Origin of the sequence: Stenotrophomonas sp. I18B00994 (genome assembly GCF_014145825.1) — a bacterium.
Taxonomy (GTDB): Bacteria; Pseudomonadota; Gammaproteobacteria; order Xanthomonadales; family Xanthomonadaceae; genus Stenotrophomonas; species Stenotrophomonas maltophilia.
The window spans coordinates 51381-70285 of record NZ_JACIUW010000008.1 but is presented as its reverse complement, the minus strand read 5'-3'; the positions used below and the strand labels follow the sequence as shown (position 1 = coordinate 70285).

At 52.0% G+C, this 18905-nt stretch carries 15 protein-coding genes; 11 read left to right on the top strand and 4 right to left on the bottom strand.

Annotated elements, in window-relative coordinates; all coding sequences use genetic code 11:
• The first annotated feature begins 323 nt into the window (after positions 1-323).
• The 11 genes from H4O10_RS10905 (at position 324) to mobF (ending at position 15510) form a co-directional block, all read left to right on the top strand.
• A complete protein-coding gene (locus H4O10_RS10905; RefSeq protein ID WP_182681023.1) occupies positions 324-776 on the top strand; it encodes a hypothetical protein in 453 nt (150 codons plus the stop codon).
• A gap of 101 nt (positions 777-877) precedes the next feature.
• Positions 878-1522: a glycine zipper 2TM domain-containing protein gene (locus H4O10_RS10900; RefSeq protein ID WP_182681022.1), complete on the top strand. Its 645-nt coding sequence runs from the start codon at positions 878-880 to the stop codon at positions 1520-1522.
• A gap of 72 nt (positions 1523-1594) precedes the next feature.
• Positions 1595-2839 carry a hypothetical protein gene (locus H4O10_RS10895; protein ID WP_182681021.1) on the top strand — a complete coding sequence of 415 codons (1245 nt, stop codon included), beginning with the start codon at positions 1595-1597 and terminating at the stop codon, positions 2837-2839.
• A gap of 61 nt (positions 2840-2900) precedes the next feature.
• On the top strand, positions 2901-3236 hold the full coding sequence (locus H4O10_RS10890; RefSeq protein WP_182681020.1) for a hypothetical protein: 336 nt from the start codon (positions 2901-2903) through the stop codon (positions 3234-3236).
• Between the two features lie 42 nt (positions 3237-3278).
• Positions 3279-6308: a hypothetical protein gene (locus H4O10_RS10885; RefSeq protein ID WP_182681019.1), complete on the top strand. Its 3030-nt coding sequence runs from the start codon at positions 3279-3281 to the stop codon at positions 6306-6308.
• A gap of 30 nt (positions 6309-6338) precedes the next feature.
• Positions 6339-7223: a hypothetical protein gene (locus H4O10_RS10880; protein WP_182681018.1), complete on the top strand. Its 885-nt coding sequence runs from the start codon at positions 6339-6341 to the stop codon at positions 7221-7223.
• Positions 7224-7409: 186 nt separating this feature from the next.
• Positions 7410-8102: a M15 family metallopeptidase gene (locus tag H4O10_RS10875; RefSeq protein WP_182681017.1), complete on the top strand. Its 693-nt coding sequence runs from the start codon at positions 7410-7412 to the stop codon at positions 8100-8102.
• Positions 8103-8147: 45 nt separating this feature from the next.
• The gene (locus H4O10_RS10870) at positions 8148-10022 is read left to right on the top strand and encodes a helicase HerA-like domain-containing protein (protein WP_182681016.1); all 1875 of its coding nucleotides are present in this window, start codon (positions 8148-8150) and stop codon (positions 10020-10022) included.
• Between the two features lie 59 nt (positions 10023-10081).
• On the top strand, positions 10082-11536 hold the full coding sequence (locus H4O10_RS10865) for an ankyrin repeat domain-containing protein (RefSeq protein WP_182681015.1): 1455 nt from the start codon (positions 10082-10084) through the stop codon (positions 11534-11536).
• 88 nt (positions 11537-11624) lie between these two features.
• Entirely contained in the window at positions 11625-12476 is an 852-nt protein-coding gene (locus tag H4O10_RS10860) for an ankyrin repeat domain-containing protein (protein ID WP_182681014.1), read from the top strand.
• 70 nt (positions 12477-12546) lie between these two features.
• The gene (mobF, locus tag H4O10_RS10855) at positions 12547-15510 is read left to right on the top strand and encodes a MobF family relaxase (RefSeq protein ID WP_182681013.1); all 2964 of its coding nucleotides are present in this window, start codon (positions 12547-12549) and stop codon (positions 15508-15510) included.
• A 38-nt stretch (positions 15511-15548) separates the two neighbouring features.
• On the opposite strand, the gene H4O10_RS10850 is transcribed toward mobF, so the two are convergent.
• From H4O10_RS10850 to H4O10_RS10835, 4 genes are all read right to left on the bottom strand, one after another.
• A complete protein-coding gene (locus H4O10_RS10850; RefSeq protein WP_259394421.1) occupies positions 15549-15971 on the bottom strand; it encodes a GIY-YIG nuclease family protein in 423 nt (140 codons plus the stop codon).
• A 20-nt stretch (positions 15972-15991) separates the two neighbouring features.
• On the bottom strand, positions 15992-16663 hold the full coding sequence (locus H4O10_RS10845) for a DUF5710 domain-containing protein (RefSeq protein ID WP_182681011.1): 672 nt from the start codon (positions 16661-16663) through the stop codon (positions 15992-15994).
• Positions 16663-17079 (bottom strand): carboxypeptidase-like regulatory domain-containing protein, encoded by a 417-nt coding sequence (locus tag H4O10_RS10840; RefSeq protein WP_182681010.1) that lies wholly within the window; start codon positions 17077-17079, stop codon positions 16663-16665. The genes H4O10_RS10845 and H4O10_RS10840 overlap by 1 nt, the downstream gene beginning before the upstream one ends.
• Positions 17080-17171: 92 nt before the next feature.
• A complete protein-coding gene (locus tag H4O10_RS10835) occupies positions 17172-18809 on the bottom strand; it encodes a YadA-like family protein (protein ID WP_182681009.1) in 1638 nt (545 codons plus the stop codon).
• Positions 18810-18905: the final 96 nt, after the last annotated feature.

Sequence of the window (18905 nt, the reverse complement as noted above, 5' to 3'; positions counted from 1 at the left end):
GCAGAAGCGAAAAGCCAGAGCAAAAAACAAAAAAGCGAAAAGCAAAATCAAAACCACGCGGGGGCCGAAAGTCTACAGCCGTCGGTTTGGGACTGAACAGAACGTATGCACATGTCGCACCTTCGGTGTTGTAACGCGGTGTACATAAAAACGATTAAAAGCACACGAAAAGCCTACAGCAGCAAGGCTTTTCAGATGTACACGCATGTGTATTTATTTGCCTTAATAAAATACCCAAAAACCCTTGATTTGCTTGAGTTTCGGCAATGAGCTTGACTTTATCCAATTTTTTGTTTGAGTAAAGGAAACAAAAAGGAGGAAAAATGAAAAAAATTAGCAAGCACATCAAAATTACAGAGCGGCAGAACGAACGTATTGAACGTCAAATGGCCGGTTGCGGTATGACATTTGTCGATTGGATCCGCAACGCCATCGAAGTAAAGCTCAGCCAAGTGGAAACAGTGGACGCCATTGAGCAAGCAAAACAGGATTTACTGCGCACCCAAAACGACCTGCGCAAAGAACTGGCAAATCTCCGGCTCAACCTATTGGCCGATCAAAAATCCTTTATTGAGAAAGCCGAGCAGGTCGCTGACGCCATGTCCGAGCATCACATCAAGATCGCACAGCAACACATTTCAGGAATGACAACCGTTCTCAATAGGGGGCTTGAGTCGGGCGCGCTGCATATCGGCTCACCGTCATCGTCAAGCAGCAGAAGCAGTCATTCATCGGGTGGATCGCAAGTGTCATTCCCCAGCGGTGACAAATCGTAATTAAAAAAATCGGTCGTGGTGTACAGGGGAGCCTCACGAACGATGACCAACAACCTCCCCAGGTACAAAACTATTTGAATTCACAACAAGGAGAATGATTTATGAAAAACATTGTATTGGCAGCAGCGGTGGCAGTGGCGTTGGCAACAGGCGGAATGACTGCACACGCACAAACCCAGCAAGAGGACCAACGGCGCACAGAGAAGGCCGGAAAGATCGGCTGTGTTGTCGGCGGATTGTTGGGCGGTGTGGTGGGCGCGAAGGTCTTCAAAGACGATCAAGCGGTTGGAGCGGTGGGCGGTGGAGCATTGGGTTGCGCGGGCGGAAACTTCTTTGGCAAGAAGTGGAGCAAAGCAAAACAACTCAAAGAGTTCCAAGAGGCACAAGCCCAGGCGCAAGCCGCAGGCTTGACCGCAACCGTCGATGCGCGGGACGGTGTGGATGAGCGCGGCAAACCCACCAAAGAGTTGGGCGCAATGGTGATTGCATACAACCCCAGCGACTTGTCCCCGATGTCGGCGAAAACATCGGCGGTGTTCGACAAGGTGGCCGCAATCAGCGTGCGCTCCAAAAACCAACTGACCTTTGAGTTCAGCGGACGCCAAGGCTGTGAGTTGCCGTTGGCCGAGTTGGGCAAGCGTGGCGCATTCAACGGCGCGGGTGTTCAACACGCGGTGAAGGTCAGTTGCGGACAAGGGGACAGCAAGTTCGTCATCACCCCGTTGCCGGAATTGGCGCGTCAGTAATCCAAAACGATACTGGGCGTCGCAATGACGCCCAGTATCCCCAGCACGTTGAGCAATCAATAAGGAGTGAATATGTCAGACGATAAAAATAAAAAAATTGATCCGCGCGCATTAGAGATGCAGATGGTTGACGACGAGGATCTTGTTGACGACTGCAACAGCAAGGATTTGGATCGGGCGGTTGATAAGACAGTCGAGGCCGCGCAGAAGGTCAAAGATGGTGCAAAAAAAATCGGAAGTGGTTTGTGGGGTGGATTGAAAAGTGGCGCGACAGCAGCCGCCAAGAAAGCTTCCGAAGTCAAAGAAAAACAACAACAGAAAAAACACGATGAGGCCAGCGCGCCGCACAGCGTTGAAGAACCTGTTGTCGCACAAGCAGAAACTGTTGCAGATGAAAGGGTGGGTTACGACCTTACACACTCAGCCCCAGCAAATGTGTCCATTGCAATTGCCCGTGCGCCCGAAATGGATGAGTCATTCTTTAGCGATGATCGGGTTGAACAACCTGAGCTGCAGCAAGACGGTGAAAAGAAACCCCCTTCACGCAAACCCATTGTGTTGGTCGGCGCGGCATTGTTGATCGTTGCTGGTGTGGTTGGAGGCTATCTGTATTGGCCCAGCGACGACACCACAACAGTTGCGGTCGAAGAGGTTCAAGAAGAAAAGCCCATCGTGGAGTTCAAAACCAAACGCGGTGCGATCTTGGATGAGCGCGTGACGGCGATCTTTGGAAAGACCTGGGTCGATGGTGAGAAGTCTCTTGTGATTTCCAAAAAGGGTGAGGTGGTGTTTATCAACCCTGTGGGTGATGTCCGCGAGGAATACAACATTGAGCCATCCGGTGAGTACGAACCCAATCAGACCAATCCGCGCATATTGATTGATGCCGGGAATGGATTTGTCAGGGCAACGGTCAATTATGGAAACGCAAGCAACACGGTTCCCAAAAGCATCGTCTTTGATGAAGTGGCTGGCGTGTCGATTGTGTTCCGCGAAAAGTCGGTTGTTGATGCCGAACGTGCGCAACAAAAGGTTCAAGAGCCAGCCGTCGTTGAAGAACCGAAAGTTGAACAACAACCAATTGCTGTTGAACCAAAACCTGTGAGTGTTGAACCTCAAGCAACACCAAAGGTTGAAGCGAAGGTCGAGCCGAAAATTGAAACGCCCAAACCGGTTGCGTCTGTTGCACAACCCGCGCCACGTCCACGACCTGCCCAAACAAAACCTGCGCCCAAAGTTGAGCCACGCAATGCGCGCTCACAGAACTGGCAGGACAAAGCCAGCGATGATTTGGACGAATGGGCAAAACAATTTTAAAGCTATTGACAATGTTAGCTTCTGTGTTTGATTAAACAAGGCATATATATAAGGAGTCAAAATGCTCAACAAAATATACGATCAATACAAAACAAAGTTCGGCCTGTCGCTGGGCAGCAAGATTTACAATTTTTACGGACGGAAGTTAATTCGCACACCGTTGCACAAGTATCCCAAGATGAACCCACACTTAGAGCGGGAATATTATTACAACGTGGGTGATCGAGGCAGTACAGCGGATATTTCTGAGTCGGAAAGCAATTGGCGGGATAACAGTTTGCTTTTAGCTCAGATCCGCGACGAAGAGGCTCCGCGTGTGTCGCGCGGCGTGTTCATGACATCACTTTCCATTATTTGTTTTTTGGGGTTGGTGTTTTGGTTCATCATTAAAGTATAAGGGGGTGATATGGGTTTAAGTATTTTTACAATTCCAGATTTTATGGAAAAGCTGTATGGTCGATTAAAAGGCCAAGGCTCTATTCCAACGAGTGAGCAAAAAACAATCAGCAACGCCAACAAGCGTTTTCATCGTTTGATCAGTCGCGGTGACCGCCATGTGCTCAATGGTGAACTGCCAAACGTTCAGCTGAAGGACTACGAGAAAGTTCAAAAGATGGGCGCGAAGATGCGTGAGGACGGATCGCTGTATGTGCCCGAGGGCGTCAATCGCGAGCCATTCCGCATGTACTCGCCGATGGTCGCAGAAGACCTGGATGACGAACATTCGACGTACAAAGTCACAAGCGACGGCTTGCCCTGGGAAAACTTTGTCACCCCAACCGACACCACGCAGGGGGGCGACTCAACAGCAACATCAATTGTCTACGGAATGGTTCCTGTCTTGGCGGCATTGACCATTGTGTTGATGGCGTTGCCGGGACTGTGGGCGTTGCTCGCGTGTCTGCCCGCTGCCTTGGTGATACCGCACCTCATTGCGTTGTACCAAGGGGAGTCAATCACCGAGGCCGTCAAGAGCGGATTTGTTGGCTTCATCCTGCCGGTTCTCCTGTCGTTGAACGTGGTGTCCACTGTGAAAACAGGGAAAGCCGTGGCCGCACTTGACCAGGCGCAGTTGGTGTCAACCAGCCAAGGGCTTTCGGCGTCGGATCTGATAGCCGGGTTAGCCAACAATGCGATTTCAGCACTGACCAACTTCGCCACCGGCCAATGGGGTTTGGTGGGCAACATCTCCATGGCCTTGGGTCTGTTTATTGTGGGAAGTGGTTTTGTGATGCTACTTGGCTCATTGGTGAATGCTGGGAACGACTCAAAAGTTGGCGGGGCTGTTCAAGGCGGTAAAGCCTGGGTGTGGGCGTACGCCAAGTTGTGCTTGGCTTTGGGGTTGGTGTTGTCACTTCCACCCGTTATGGCTCCATGGGTGATCTTGTTGTTCGCATCAGCGTACGCAATGCGCTACACCGAACAGAATTTCCAAGCGCGCGGCTGGGTGTTGGATCAGCAAAACAAACGGATTGGCGGTGTGATGCAGGATCACTCGTATCAACGTGATATGGACGACCGTCAGTTCCAACGGATGAATGTTGAGAACGACAAATCTCCGGACATCGTGATTGCTATTTCCACAGGGTATTTGGCGCGCAAGGGCTACAACTTTAGTCCCGACCAAAACAAGTTCATGGTGATGTCGATCAACGACATGTGTACCCACATGTTGAACTTGGGGCGAACTGGTATTGGTAAAACAACCAACTTTGCGCGTTTGATCGCCTTGCAAATAGCTCTGGCGGCCATGAACGGATACCGCGTTGGTTTGTTCGTCTTGTGCGGAAAGGGAACGTTGCCCGGTGAAGTCCGAAACGCGTTGGATTGGAACATCAAGCCTGGTATGGCGGTGGGCTTGATTGAGGGATTGAAGGCAATGGATTTGGCCGACGCCATCAACTCAATGGTTGCCAGTTCGTCCGCTAAAGACAAGATGTGGAGCCAAGGGGCAGATTTTTTTGTGGTGAACACCTGTCTGATTTTTGAGGCGTTGTGTGAGCATGAAAAAACGGTCTACAAAAAAGCTGTTTCGGAGTTAACCAAGATCGACGCAATGCTTCCCAATTTGGAATTCATTGTGAAGCAGTTGAACTTCAATCCCGACACCAAGAAATCTGATCAGCACCACAAAGCTGTTCGCGCGTTGCAAGAGACACGCGACCGCCGTGAATTCTATGCTAAAGAAGTGAGCCGTCCGCGCGAATGGCATTGGAGCTACGACCATTTCGTGAAGACCAAAAAGATGTTGAACGACATTGTGGTTCCCAAAGGCGGTGAAGAGGGGGAGATTGGTCCTGAGATCAAACGTTGGTTCAACTTCTTGGGCGTGAATGTGCAAGGCGAGAGCCGCAGCCCCATTGCCATCCACCCCAAAATTCAAGTTGAAGGTTCTGCTTTGCAAAAAGCTGTGGGTTACATTGCCGAAACCTGGGCCAAGTACCCTCACGAACAACGTCAATCGTTTCTTTTGAACGTTGATCAACGCATCAACCCCTTGTACCAATCCGAACATTTGGTTGACGAAAACGGAACCCCTTGGACGGCATTGACAAGCGGTGTGGATATCACGGGCGTCATGCGTGGGGATCGCATTGGGATCGATCTTCCAGAAGCTCTGCACAAAGAGGCTGGCACCGCCGTGCAAATCCTGTTGAAGCAGCGGGTGTACGCCAAACTCAAACGCCGTGTTGAAGCCCCCGATTGGCGCAAAGAAATGCCCGATGACACGGTGTTCATCCAGTTGATGGACGAATGCCATTTGTTGGTCAGCAAGCAAGAAAAGGGCTTGCTCAGCATTGCCCGTTCGCTTGGTATGGGTGCTGTGTATTTAACCCAGAACGTGGAAGGTTTAATGCAGTGCTTTGAAACCCGCGAAGATCTTGATGCGTTCCTGGATTGTTTCCAATCCGTCACCTGTTCCATGGCCTCCAAAGCAAGCTATGAGTGGGTTGCGGGTAAGGTGGGGCATGGGTCGATTGTTCAATACGAACCCACGGGCCGTGGTTTTGATTACAAGGCCAGCACCAATGCCTTCAAACGCTCAACGCTTAATGTGGACGATCACCCGCAGCGTGCGTTCTTGCGGAAATTGAAACGCTTCGGCATGGGGAAAGTTGTATCTCAAGACATGCTGGTCAGCGATTACGGCCACCGTTGGGATCAAAAGATGCAGGCGTTGCAAGGAACCAATGTTGGCGAAGCAGCAGGATCCAAAGCGCGGTCAGCCATTATTGTGGGTGGGGCAGGATCCGCGAAAGACGGCGAGATTGTGTCAGCGGTGGAATTGGAACGCGAACTCAACACAAGTGGTGGTACACGTGCGTTGGTGTACCTCAACCGAGGAAACGTGCGGCGGGTTGATTTTGCTAAAACCATTCCTGTCACACCCGGCAAAGTGGACAAGTACATGGAACGGTTCAAAGCGGAACGCTTGGAACCCGAGAACTTCCAGAACGAATTGGCATAAAACAACAACTCAAAATAGGAGAGCAATAGTATGAACAAACACATTGAAGACCAGAAAGCCTACAACGACGCAATGTTCAGCACCAAGTTGGAAGATATCTTCCAAGCACCGGACGACACATTCCGCGCGGAAAAGCAGCAGGCAGCGGAAGGCGGAGACCCCCAAGCGCAAGCCTGGGTGGACCACGACGCCACCGTTGATGGACTTGAGCGCCGCATTGGACAGTACGACCATGAAATTGAACGCCGCCAAGATCCAACCCATGTGTTGAAGTTGGAAGAGCACTACCAAAGCATTTTGCACGCGCGCACCGTGTTTTTGGAGAACAACCCTAAACCCTTAGCGTTTGGTAAAGACGAGTGGCAGAAGAAGTTCAGTGTGTACGAACAACAAATTGAAGACAGCAAGCAGCAGATGCACGAGTGGGAAGAGAAATCCTCCCCCGAAGTTTTGGCGGAATTGACCAAGCGCCGCAATCAAAAATTTGAAGAGTTGTTGGAGGCCACGGGCGAACGTCAGAAATTGGGTGAACTGCCATCGGAGCAATTGATGCACGCCCAGGCGTCAGCGGATGCATACAATCTTTTCCAAGGCCGTGACTCCTTTTCCTTAGCCGAGCGCATCCAGAAACGCCGCGAGACTTCCGACGGTGACAGCGGGCAGTCCGAACAAGGAGAGCGTCAAGGTGGGATGGCGTGGGCGGCAGAAACTTTGGCAAAACCAACTGAAGAGGAAAAGTTGTTGGCTGACTTGCAGCACAAGTTCGTGTTGGAAAACAATCGCTGGCCCAAGGAGAAGGAAATTGACGACCTTCTGTTCAAACATCAGCGCACGCAAAGCGGGCACGTGGATGTCGAAAGCGAAGAACAAACGCAGGTGCAAACCCAGCGGCGAAGTCAAACTTACACCCAGTAACACAAAAGGCCGGGAATTCCCGGCCTTATTATTGGGTGGTTGACAATATTGATTTCTCTTTTGTAATAAATACAGATTGCTAGAAAAGGGGAATTCATGAAAACAAAAATTATTCTATTTTATCTTGCGCTCATATTTGCAATTCCGTGTGTCGCGCACACTACAAGCGCATACAACGAAAGGCCCATGATTAGTGAAAATCCGATCAAGAACGCCAACGAAACGCAGTGGTGGAATTTCTTCAAGAAGAAAAAGCACGAGCGGATTTGGAAAGGTGTTCACCCCGATATGCGCACCAAGTTGGAAGCGGTGTACAGCGCGATGGCCCAACGCGGATTTGACATCCGCCCCATGGAAGGGTTGCGCAGTGAAGCACGTCAAGCGTCGTTGCTTGCCAGTGGCAGTGGGGTAACAACCGTGGGCGCTGGCATGAGTTGCCACAACCACGGATACGCCATCGACAGTGTGATGTATGTGGATGGTAAACCCACCTGGGACATGGACAACCAACACGTGCGCGACGGCTACCTTCTGTTTGGCGAAATGGTGCAGGCCGTGGGGCTTGAGTGGGGTGGTGCGTGGACAACCATCAAAGACTATCCCCATGTCGAAATGCAAAGCGAATGCCGTGTTGCCATTCGCGCAAAACGTAGCGGTCAAAAGCCACCCGTGATGGTGGCAGACCCAATGCAATTACCGCCCGACATCCTGTTGGCGTCGTTCGTTCAACCCAGTCCCAATGGAACCATATGCACATTCGACAGTCCGTGCGAACAGCAGGCCTTTTTCGCCGCAATGATGTGCCCAACGCCTCTACACACGCCAGAACCATTGCCGTGGTCCGTGATGAGCGGGTATTACGCGTACAGTTGGACTTGACACATTGCAAACCCCCTTTAAGTTGAGTGAAAAAGGGGGTTTTATATGAGCAAGATTTACGATGCGTTTGGGCCGGTGGGGAAACATGTTGCCCCCCACACTTTGGTTCGCCGTTGGGATACCGCCCTCGCTTTTGCTTTGGGGGTGTTTGTTTTCACCTACGCCGCTTTGATTTGGCTTGTGCGTTTAATGGGTGATCCCACGCAGGTTCCCTACATGCTGCATCTCATCGTGGGCGCAAGCAGTACGCTCCACTATTTGACTTTGGGAATTTTTTCGCCCGACAACACCAGCACTGAAATTCTTGCGCTGACCAATGCGAAAATTGCAACCTATGTGAGTTTTGCGGTGGCTATGCTGTGTGGTGGTATTGCCTTGCGCATCGGTTTGGTGCCGCGCCGCAATATGTACGTTCTCGATGGCCCTCAACTTCGCCAAGGCGCAGACGCCGAAAAACTGGCGCGGCAGATCACAAAGAAGGAGGTTGGCAATGCCACAAATACACTCGCACTGCATCCACTGTTGCGTTTGGCGCAGACGACTTTAAACCGCCACATCCTTATATATGGATCCGTTGGCTCAGGAAAGACCGAATTCTTGAAGCGTTTGCTGCAACAAATCATGCGGATGCGCAAGAAACTCTTTTTGTACGACGTAAAAGGCGACTTCACAAGTTTCGCAGACTTTGGCGCATCCGACAGCGAACCACAAACCCGCTGGGCAAAGCGCTTCAAAAAGGCGGTGGTCAACACGGTGGTTCCCCGTCCCATCATTCTCAGTCCGTATGACAAGCGGGGGTATGTGTGGGATGTTGCCTGCGACATCCACACAAGCATGCAGGTGGAAGAATTTGCCCGCAGCATGATTGCAGACAACCCCGGTGAAACCAATCCATTTTTCACCAACGCCGCGCGCATGATTTTCGTAGGCTCCGTGCGCACTTTGATTGCCAACAAGCCCAGGCAGTGGAATTTCACAGATCTCAACGAGCAACTGAATAAGACCGCCGCGCAGATGCAACCCGACATTTTGGCGCACTACGCCAAAGCTTTTTCGCTGATCGAAAACGCTGAGTCACAGACGACATCCAACGTTATGTCAACGGTGATGTCCAATATGCAAGCGGTGGAGTATTTGGCGCAGGCGTGGCCGGTTGTCACAAAGCGGCGGTTCTCAATAACAGAGTGGGCGTCCGACAGTTACCGTGGGCGTAAAGCGGTCATTGTTCAAGGTGGCGGGATGGAATTGCTCACCAGTGCGTACATTTCATCGTTGATCAACACTTTGGTGGGTGAGGTGATTTCGCCAAAAATGACCGAGAACAAAGACCGGGGAATTTACATTGTGCTCGATGAGCTGACATCCGCTGGACGTTTGAACATCATGCCGCTGATCGACAAAGGGCGTTCCAAGGGTGTGACGTTTATTGCCGCCATTCAAGAGCTTGGGCAGTTGGCAAAGGTCTATTCACAGGAGGACGCCAAGATCCTGCCCACCATTGTTGGCACGCACGTGATTTGTCAGCTGCAGATGTCTGAAACACGCAAGCACGTGGCCGAGATGTTTGGAACCAACGTGACGGCATCGCTGGCGCACGATCCGCAGGCGAACGTGCATCAAGATGGCCGACAGGTGGTGTTTGAGCATCAACTGACCAACGAGTTGGGCCCGCGCAGTTTGAAGAAAGGCTTTGAAGTCCGAGCCATTGTTGCCGTGGCGGGCTACGACCCAATGCTGTTGGCCTTTCCTGGGTTCCCATTGGAGGTCAAACGTCCTGGGCAGGTTCCAGCCAAATGGATGACGGAAGCCGCTGCGGTCAAGAAAGTCGATGCTCCTTTGGAACCCCGCGAGGAAGCGCCCAGTGGAGGGAGAACCCATTCCATTATGACTCAAGAGGAAATATACGATTTGTTCCGTTAGTGTTGACTTTAATGATTCATCTGTTTGGATGAAGCAATACCATGTAAAGGGGGGGGGTTATGGATGCACGTGAGAGATATGAGAAGTTCAAAAAGAGCAAGCGCTCATCCAGTGTCAATTTGGATGAGTATGAGATATCATCTTCTGATTACGCAAATTTCCTTTTGGGGGGGCTGACATTAGATGAGCGCTTGCAAAATCTTGATGTTGTAGAAGATGTGCTGGCGAGGGTGGGGTATCCTTTTATTGAGTATTGGGGTGGATCACAGTTTGATACGGCCAGTCGCGAGCTTGCTGAGTTGTACTTGCAATATGGGAACGTTGGTGGTGACACATTAACGATCAACTCATACGGTGGGTCCGGCGTGGACTTTAATGCAGAATTTAAAAACGCCGCGCTGTCGCACAATATACCGGTGATGCGATTGTTTTACAGCCGTGGGTGCAGCGTTGACGGCAGTGGCGACCTCAACGACTCACCGTTGCACACAGCGGCACGTTTGGGCGATCATGAATTGTCGGAATTATTGATCAACGATTTTGGTTGCAATCCATTTTTGAAGAACGCCGAAGGGCGCACGCCATATGATATCGCTATGGACAGGGAGTTGTGCCAAGCTGCTGCACTTGGTGATCTTGAAACGGTCAACACACTCATTGATGAAGGGTATCCATCTCAAGGCGCGATCAATGAATATCGCGGAGAGGGGTATTACTACGGAAGCGTTGAACATGGTGTTCCAGAGCGCCCGCTGTATCGTGAACGTATCTTGGAGGACGTTGAACCCGCGTGGAAAATTGCTTTGGACAATGGGCACGTCGATGTGTTTGCGGCGTTGATTGATCGTGTTGGCCCCAGCGACTACTTTTTAACCGACTCGCACGAACATAAGTCGGCGCTGTGGTGTGCCATTGACACTCAATACAACAGTGTCGCCATTGAGCTTTTGGAGCAGGGCGCAAATATGCATTCGCTTTCTCAGGAATTCCATTTGGCCGCATCCCTGGCAGACACCACTTTGAGCGAGAAAATGCTTAATTTGGGGGCGGATGTTCATCGAAGATTGAATGTCCTCATTGACGATCCTAAAAATCAGTATTTCATGACCCCTGTGGCTGAGGGGCTTACTCCACTCCATTGCGCAGGATCCGCCGAACAAGTCCGATTGCTGATCCAGCATGGGGCGGATGTCAATTCCGATGCCATGGGTGCCCAAATGATGCGCAGGGAAAACGAAGAGTTAATGCATTTCCACCCCAAAGGCATTACTCCATTGCATACAGCAAATTCGCCGGAAATTGCGTTAGAACTGCTCAATGCGGGCGCGGACAGCAACAGGGCGCTCATTGATATTCATCAAGGTGCAACACCTGCAATTCATCACAGAGCAGATGGTCGTGGCGATATCGCGGACGCTATTGACAGTTTTGTTCAAAAACAAACACTCTTGGCTCAACTCACCAACACCGCAGAACTCACAGACGAACAACCACGGATGCGCAGGCGCATGTAACGAACGCCCGTCAATTGACGGGCGTTGAGCTTGACATTGGGTCATTCTTTGTTTGAGTGAATGGATACATCACTTTCAGGGGATCCCAATGTCATATTTCAATCAGAGGTACAAAAGCGCCATCATTGACAACAACGTCAATGAACTGAAATTGTGCGTTGCCCAGTACGGTGCAAACGCCCACGATGAAAGCGGGATCACCCCCTTGCATTACGCCGTCCTGGGAGAGCGAACCGAAGCCACAGCCATTTTATTGGACAACGGGGCCAATGTTGACGCGGAAGATATACATGGTGTACGGGCGTTTGATTTGCGCAAGCCCATGGTTAACAACCGTGAGCAGCACCGCTTAACCGCACACCAAGCTGCAGCGCTGGGGGATATCGAACAAATCCGCGCCTACATTGCCTTGGGTGGCGATGTGAACACCACCGACCACAGCAAGTTTTCGATCTTGCAGCACGCCTGTATGCAGGGGCACGCGGATATCGTTGACGAGCTTGTGTGCGCCGGAGCCGACTGCCGCAACGTCCACCCTTCAACCACCCCTCCTTTGCATCTGGCCGCGCTCAGCGGATCACCGGAGACACTGAAAAAGATAATGGACACGGGGGCCGACCCCTGCCAGTTGGATCCACTCAAGCGAACCGCAATGCATCTGGCCGCACGCAGCGGCAGCGTTGCGTGCCTGGAATTGCTGGCGTCGCACAGCGTCAACGACTTGGACATGCTCAAGCAAACACCGTTGGATACAGCCCGCCAATTTGGCCGTGAGCAAGCGTCCCAATGGTTGGAAGATCACGGTGCGCAATCCGCGCCCTCAACCACCCACACCATCAACGAAAACGACGCCCTGGCGTATAAGCAACGCTTGCTGGGATCCGCGCGCATCCAATACGAGGTGGGACGGGGTGATAAACCCCCACGCATGTGCTTGTGAACGCTCGTGTTGTCTTGACAAATACCATTTGTTTGTTTGGATGTTTGTATCAAATTGATGGGGGCAGCGCATGATCCAAAAGAAACCACTGAAACATAAATCGCAACGGCCCAAGGGCGATGATGTCATTGACTATTTACTGTCGGTTCCCGACATTGAATTGAAGGCTCCATCCCACATTCAAGAGTCGGGGCAGGTCACGGACTATTATTTGGACGGCACACCGAATGTCGGTGAACTCTATTCAACCTCACAATGGGGTGGGAACCTTGCCGCAGAACTGGGGTTGATTGGCAAGCCCGTCAACAAAGACGACATGATGGCGTTGTTCGACGGCTTCTCACCAGCAGGAACAGCGCTGTGCCAAAACGCGGGCGCGCGACCAACAGCGGAAGTGAAAATTGATCCCAAGACAAATAAGCCACGTCTCAACGATGATGGAACGGTTATGACCGTGGACGTTGGTGGGCGGCGCGCAGGCTACGACTTAACCCATTCGCCCCCCAAATCCGTCTCACTGTTGATGACTTTGGGCGACGACGACACCAAACGCATTGTCATGGACGCGCAAAAGTTGGCGGTGGAAACATCGATGAAATTTATGTTTGAAAAATTCACTCAATGCCGTCGCGGCAAGGGTGGTAAAGATGTCATCGATGTCGATGGATTGGCGTACTCCATGCACATGCAATTTGGTAGCCGCGAATTGGAGCCGCACTTGCACACGCACGTTTTGGTCTACAACGTGTGCAAAGGCAAGGACGGGGAATACAGCACCTTTGACGCGTCGGAAATCTTCCGTTTCTGCCACGCCGCCGACATGGTTTATCAAAACACCTTGGCAACGCAGTTGTCCAAAGCGGGCTTCAAAATTCACCAAGAAGAGACATTGGATGCGCGCGGTGAAAGAACTGGGGAGCGCAATTGGGAAATCGCGGGGTTGCACGACCGGGATTTGATTGACGAATTCTCCACCCGGCATATGGACATCATGAACGAGCGCGCCAAGGGCACGTCCGATGCCGAGGCGTGGGCGAAGACCCGCAAGCACAAAGATGAGCCATCGTATCCGGAGTTGATGGACCACTTTTCCAAATTGATCAACAACGTGAGCCAGCGCCGCCACATTCCATCCATTGAGGAATTGAAGAGTCAATCCGATGTGCGGTGTGAACCGCGCAGCCGTGAGGAATTGTTGGAGTTGCTGCACGAACACGACGCTGCTTTTAGCTACCCCACATTGTTGAAGCAACTTGGAATGGAGAACTTAGGCTTTGTCACCGCAGCCGAGCTGTTTGACCTGGCTGAAAAGGCCATCACCAATATGGACGATCTGATGGAAATCAACCCCGAAGAACTGCACGAAGACGACAAGGGGAAAACACTGGCGCGCAAGCACACCGAAGCACGCTACGCCGCCCGTTGGATGGTGGACTGCGAAATCGATCTGGTCACCATGTCCAATGCACGCCAGAAAGAAGAGTGGTGGAAGATTGACCAAAAGGTTGCCAACACCATCATCGCTGAAATGGAGAAATTGAAGGGCTTTAAACTGTCACAGGAGCAGCGTGTTGCGGTTGATCACATTGTGTGCCAGACCGCAGGTGTTTGCATCGCTTCTGGTTTTGCGGGAACCGGTAAGACAACGGTTTCCGATTTTTACTCTGCGGTGTTCCGTGCGCAGGGCAAGCAGATGTTGGGCTGCGCCATCTCCAATCAAGCCGCAAAAAAGCTGGAGGAAGAAAGCCGCATGGAATGCCGTTCGGTCACCAAAATGCTGGTGGATCTCTCACGCAACCGTCTAACGCTCACCGAAAACGATGTGGTGGTGTTGGATGAATCTGGAATGATCGATGTCCCGCAAATTCGGGCGCTGTCGGCGCACTGCAAGAAGGCGGGCGCGAAATTGATCTTGCAAGGCGACGAAGAACAGTTGAAGCCGGTGGGCGCGGGGCAGGGCATGGCGTTGATGAGTGACGTGTTGGGCGAAAGCACCATCACCGAAATCCGCCGCCAAAAGGATGTCGTTATGCGCGATATCATCAAGATGTTTTACCAATACGATGAAAACGGACTGCCCAAGAAGTCCCGTTCGCCAAAATCGCGCAACGAGGTGTTGGAACAATCCAAAGAAATTTGGAACGCACTGATTGCGGCGGGATGTATCGATGAATACAACACCCAAAAGCAAGCGCTCAAGGCGTTGGTGAGCGACTATTTTGCGTCCAATGCGACGGTGGATGAGCGTTTGGTGTTGGCCCACTCCAACGCCGATCTTAAAACACTCAATCAAGCCATCCGCAAAGGCTTCCAGGACAAGGGTGAGGTTTCGACCGACGAGGTTGTCATTCGCGCGATGGGCAAAAGGTATTTTGAAAACATCGCCATTTCAGTTGGGGATCGCATTCGCTTTACAACGGCGGACAGTGTGATGAAAGTGGTCAACGGAACCGAGGCAAAAATCACAGCGGTGGTTCCCAACCACAAACGCGGCGGATACAACGTATCGGTGGACATTGAAGAAAAGGGTGGCGTGCGAAAACTCACCTTTAACACTGAGGAATGGAACGCCATCCAGCACAACTACGCGCGCACCGTTCATGGCGCACAGGGTCAAGGAAAAACAGATGTCTTCTTGCTGGGCAACGCGGGTATGACCGACAGCAGCAGCCTGATGGTTGCCATCTCACGCGTCACCAAAGGCAAGTTCACGCTGTACGCCACGGCAGACAACGTGGAAACAATCCGTCAACGCGCCGCTTTGGATCACCGCAAAGAGAACACATTGCACGCAGGCATCCGTGGAACGGAAGGCCAGGACATCACCAAATTGTTCGACAGCCTCAAAGTCAAACCCAACATTTCTCCCATAAAGATCGACATGAAATCGGCCCACACACGCACAAAGAAAGCTCGCGTGTCCATCGAAGACAAAGAGATGTTCAACTGGGTTCAAAAGCATGTGGACGCCATCAAGACCACCCACGATGCCGTAACCAAACAACGCGCGAACACCAACACCCAAAGGATCTAGTGTGTATAAAGAAAGCGACCCATTGGGTGGCTTTTCCTTTACAGTGCCAGTGCGATGATTGCAGCGGCTGCGGACAGACCAAAAATCCATTTCATCCATCCCCATGCGTTGCGTTTGGGTGACGGCCATGTGCATTGGCGTGCAATCGCCTGCCGTCTGGAATTCATACGCAAAACGGTGTTCACGCGTATATTGGGCGGCTTGCCGTAGATGCGCCAACCGGCGTGTTGAGCCGTGTACCGCCACGCGTACTCATGATCTTCGGCTTGCTCTTTTGTTCCTTCCATGGTTGCCAAATGAACGAAGGTGAAGGGTTGATTTCCCCATCCACCAGTGGGGTTGCGGTGTTGGCTCTCACGCCGCTTCAAGTCTGTGGTCTGCCCCACATAGCAACATCCGTTCTCAAACAGCAGTGTGTACAGATGTCGGGGGCGGGTGTGGTATTTTTCAGAGCGGCCCAATCCTGCCGCTTTACCGCCACTCAAACTCCCCCTTTACGAGTTAAGTGGATGCCGTTGTTGGTCAACAGCGATACATCCATGCTCCATTTTTGATTGTTGGCGGACCGTTGCGTCCACAGCCCGAATGCATCACGGATGTGTTCATCCAAGAAATCATCGTTACATTTATTTGCGCTTTTGAAGTGGATTCGCACAAGCTCTTCTTCACCGATGAGTTTTGAGTAGCCGTAATTCGTCGCCTTCACACAATTTTGGCACGCACTCACCAAGCGCTTGAGCGTTTGCGTTTTGCTGTCGTCGCAATACTCCCAGCGAGCCAGGACATCCAAATACTCATTGCGTTTGGCGTCTTCCACAGCACCACACAATTCGCATGTGTGGTTGCAGCGCTGACGCAGACCCATGGACAGACGTTTCCAGTCGGACGGATCCACCGCTTGCTTCACGGATCGCATCCAGCAACTCATTGGCACCATTGTGATGTGCAAATGGTTCCCGCCAAACGTGCGGTCCTCGCCGACCAGTTCTACAATTGGGTTGGGGTCGTTGATGGCATCGAAATGCTGTTGCATTTGTTCGATGGAGTCTTGTGTATCGGCGTACCATTGCTTGGTCTCGCCGTCAAAGCGTGCGCCCAAATCACGCGCCGTGTCTTTATTGGCATAAGGGACGTGGAAATACTGAGCGGCCATTAGTCCTCCTGTGCGGCGTTTGCCGCTTTAATGTCAGAGATTTTTTGTTGAGGACCAGACCAGATCCACGAGAAGAGATGGGCAGGTGAGTCATAACGAATAGGCTCACCGATAAAATTCTGTCGGTGGGTTTGCCCCAGGCGGACGCGGCCTGTGTACGACGTTCCATTGTGCGAGACGGTGTAATGACCATCCGAACGCACATTGGAAAAGTGGTAGCGCCCCTTACTGTTGGTGCGACGTTCAATCACCCGGTTGGTTTCGTGGTGGTGGATCCGGACCACTTCACCCGCCATGGGTTTGCCATTGGCGTCCACCACAATTCCGTTGATATCCGACGCCAAAACATATGCCGCATGAGCGGGTTGGGCTGTTAAACCAATCCATGCGATTGCTGCAATCAATAATGCTTTCATCGTAAAGTTCTCCTGTAAAAAAGAGGGGCACCTTTCGGCGCCCCTATGAATGTTTGCCGAGTTGTATGCGGGCTTCCCCGCACGCGTAAAAATCAATCCAATACGTACGAGAAGCCAACACCACCACCGGGTTTTGCGCCGCCCGAACCAAACGTCAAGCCAGTCGTGACACGAATACGTGGGCTGACCTGGGCGCTTCCACCGAACGCCACAGCGGTTTCAGGTCCGTACGCGCCAAAAGCGGCATGCACGGCAACTTTTCCGACCGGCAAATACTGGCTTGCCATTGACAGTTGCCCCATGGCCATCGCTTGCGCGCCCAAGCCATTGATGCGCTTGTCTTGATTGGAGATGCGGCGGTTGGTGTCTTCCCAGCGGTCGTTCCAGCGGCTTTCCATGTCCCACAACTGGCCCCCGTTGACAGCATCGATGGAGCCTTGCGCAATTTGACCGTTGGCAACACCGCTCACGCGGACCGGTTGGGACGACGCACTGTTCAACGTCACTTGGGATTTGCTTTCGTCGTCGTACTTCACCGCCAGGGGATCGGTGGCTCCGTCAATGCCATCCTTGCCCGCCAAACCTGTTTCGCCACGGTCGCCTTTGGCACCATCGCGTCCGTTCAACGACTCAAGCCATTCCTGTTGGGTGCCGGTAAAGCCCTCACCAACAGCCACCTCGTATGCGCTGCGGCCATCCGTTCCATTTTGTCCGGGCGCACCTGTTTCACCGTCCACACCATCGCGCCCAGGAGTGCCGGGAGGACCAACCGGACCGGGTGTCGGAGTTCCACCACCTGGGTTGTTCTCAACGGTGGTGAGGCGTCCGTCGAGCGACACGAGAGCGTCGTGTACGTTCGTATAGCTCGAGCCCCCTAGGTTGACCCTCCATCCGTTGTAGACGCCGTTGGTGAAGCCTGCTGTTCCGCCTAATGATTGGGTCACGGAAGACAACTGCCCGAGGTTCACAGCGTCGTCCATAGCTTGCCCAGCGGCTACGCCAGTCAAACGTGACAGCAAGTTGGTCCCTGTCTGCCCGAACGAGACAGTGCGGTCTTCATTGCACGATGAGGCATATCCAATAGATACGCACGCCGCTTCAACAACGGTGTAGTTGCCCAGGGCAATGCCGCCTGCACTTCCAGCATTGCTTGCGTAAGTCACGCGGTTTCCAAACCCAATGCTTGTACCACCGTCCGCAACGGCATTGCCGCTTCCGAGGTTCCGCACATTGGATCCGAGTTCGTTGTTGTCGCCTAGCGAACTGGTGAATTCACCGTTTGCGCGATTGAAGCTGCCATAAATGTTGAGGTTTCGTCCATTCAACTCATTGCTGCCGCCGTTCAAATAGATCTGGCCGGTGCTAGGTGATATTGCTGGATCATTTGCATAGACCCAATCCGAACGAACGATGTTGTCATATCCGGTGACGGTGACGAAACCTGTGTCGCTTTGGTTGTTCCTTCCGTTGAATACAACATCGCTGACGTTATGGGTCAATGGGTTGGTGATGTTCAATCTGTTTCCTACTCCGTTGAAGTACAGATTGGTTAGATTGCGCTCCCAGGCAGGGTCAGCATGGGTTGCAGAGTTGCCTGTGCCATTCCAATACTGTTGACGGCTTGCGTCACCATAGTTTTGCATGGGCGTTGATTGAGCTGCAGCATGTCCGCTTAAAGCCATGCCAATGGATAGGGCTAAATGCATTGCTGAATATTTGTTGCGGTTCATTTGACCTCCTTTTAGTTGGTGAATAAGTTCACCAATTCAGGAAATCAGACATTGCATTTTTGTCAATAGCTTAATTGCAATTACAATTACTTCCAA

What these genes read in the sequence shown, in the direction of transcription:
- mobF (WP_182681013.1), top strand. Translation starts at nt 12,547, where the DNA reads ATGATCCAAAAGAAACCACTGAAACATAAATCGCAACGGCCCAAGGGC.
- H4O10_RS10840 (WP_182681010.1), bottom strand. Translation starts at nt 17,079, where the DNA reads ATGAAAGCATTATTGATTGCAGCAATCGCATGGATTGGTTTAACAGCC.
- H4O10_RS10890 (WP_182681020.1), top strand. Translation starts at nt 2,901, where the DNA reads ATGCTCAACAAAATATACGATCAATACAAAACAAAGTTCGGCCTGTCG.
- H4O10_RS10880 (WP_182681018.1), top strand. Translation starts at nt 6,339, where the DNA reads ATGAACAAACACATTGAAGACCAGAAAGCCTACAACGACGCAATGTTC.
- H4O10_RS10875 (WP_182681017.1), top strand. Translation starts at nt 7,410, where the DNA reads ATGATTAGTGAAAATCCGATCAAGAACGCCAACGAAACGCAGTGGTGG.
- H4O10_RS10900 (WP_182681022.1), top strand. Translation starts at nt 878, where the DNA reads ATGAAAAACATTGTATTGGCAGCAGCGGTGGCAGTGGCGTTGGCAACA.
- H4O10_RS10860 (WP_182681014.1), top strand. Translation starts at nt 11,625, where the DNA reads ATGTCATATTTCAATCAGAGGTACAAAAGCGCCATCATTGACAACAAC.
- H4O10_RS10870 (WP_182681016.1), top strand. Translation starts at nt 8,148, where the DNA reads ATGAGCAAGATTTACGATGCGTTTGGGCCGGTGGGGAAACATGTTGCC.
- H4O10_RS10835 (WP_182681009.1), bottom strand. Translation starts at nt 18,809, where the DNA reads ATGAACCGCAACAAATATTCAGCAATGCATTTAGCCCTATCCATTGGC.
- H4O10_RS10895 (WP_182681021.1), top strand. Translation starts at nt 1,595, where the DNA reads ATGTCAGACGATAAAAATAAAAAAATTGATCCGCGCGCATTAGAGATG.
- H4O10_RS10885 (WP_182681019.1), top strand. Translation starts at nt 3,279, where the DNA reads ATGGAAAAGCTGTATGGTCGATTAAAAGGCCAAGGCTCTATTCCAACG.
- H4O10_RS10905 (WP_182681023.1), top strand. Translation starts at nt 324, where the DNA reads ATGAAAAAAATTAGCAAGCACATCAAAATTACAGAGCGGCAGAACGAA.
- H4O10_RS10865 (WP_182681015.1), top strand. Translation starts at nt 10,082, where the DNA reads ATGGATGCACGTGAGAGATATGAGAAGTTCAAAAAGAGCAAGCGCTCA.
- H4O10_RS10845 (WP_182681011.1), bottom strand. Translation starts at nt 16,663, where the DNA reads ATGGCCGCTCAGTATTTCCACGTCCCTTATGCCAATAAAGACACGGCG.